The organism is Streptomyces sp. WELS2 (assembly GCF_013870595.1).
GTDB lineage: Bacteria > Actinomycetota > Actinomycetes > Streptomycetales > Streptomycetaceae > Streptomyces.
In genome coordinates this window covers 1-1062 of sequence record NZ_JACBWZ010001347.1, presented here as the reverse complement: position 1 = coordinate 1062, position 1062 = coordinate 1, and the positions used below count along the sequence as shown (strand labels likewise).

At 70.7% G+C, this 1062-nt stretch carries 1 protein-coding gene; it reads right to left on the bottom strand.

Translation table 11 applies throughout. The features are described 5' to 3' along the window. Positions 1–1062, bottom strand: a 1062-nt coding sequence (locus H5J33_RS36265; RefSeq protein WP_181798918.1) for a MinD/ParA family protein, incomplete at both ends; no start/stop codon positions are given.

The window sequence follows — 1062 nt, the reverse complement described above, 5'->3', positions numbered from 1 at the left end:
CCGTAGAACTGCTGGCCCGGCACGGCCTGGCCCGGCATCGGCGGGGCGGCCACCGGCGGCGGGTTGCCGTCGCTCGTCCACAGCCCCTGCGCCTGCTGGTGCCGGGTGAAGTCCTCGGCGACCATCGCGGCCAGGTTGAAGTACGCCTCGCGGGTCTTCGGCCGCATCATGTCCAGGTCGACCTCGGCGCCGGCGGCCAGGTGCTCGTCGAAGGGCACGACGACGACCCCGCGGGTGCGGGTCTCGAAGTGCGCCACGATGTCCTCGACCTTGATCATCTTGCCGGTCTCGCGCACCCCGGAGATCACGGTCAGGGATCGGGAGACCAGGTCGGCGTACCCGTGCGCGGACAGCCAGTCCAGCGTCGTACTGGCGCTGCTCGCGCCGTCCACCGAGGGCGTGGAGATGATGATCAGCTGGTCGGCGAGGTCCAGCACCCCGCGCATGGCGCTGTACAGCAGACCCGTGCCCGAGTCGGTCAGGATGACCGGGTACTGCCGGCCGAGGACGTCGATCGCCCGCCGGTAGTCCTCGTCGTTGAACGTGGTCGAGACGGCCGGGTCCACGTCGTTGGCGATGATCTCCAGGCCGGACGGCGCCTGGGAGGTGAACCGCCGGATGTCCATGTACGAGTTCAGGTACGGGATGGCCTGGACGAGGTCACGGATGGTGGCCCCGGTCTCCCGCCGCACCCGGCGCCCGAGCGTGCCCGCGTCCGGGTTGGCGTCGATGGCCAGGATCTTGTCCTGCCGCTCGGTGGCCAGGGTGGAGCCGAGCGCGGTCGTCGTGGTCGTCTTGCCCACGCCGCCCTTGAGGCTGATCACCGCGATCCGGTAGCAGGAGAGCACCGGCGTGCGGATCAGCTCCAGCTTCCGCTGCCGCTCGGCCTCCTCCTTCTTCCCGCCCAGCTTGAACCGGCCGCCGGCCACGGCGGGCCGTCCGCTCTTCGCCTTCTGCTTCTTGTTGTTGAGCAGCCGGTCCGAGGACAGCTCCACGGCGGCGGTGTAACCGAGCGGCGCGGCACCGGGGTTGGTCGGCTGCCGCTGGTCGTGCTGCACGGGC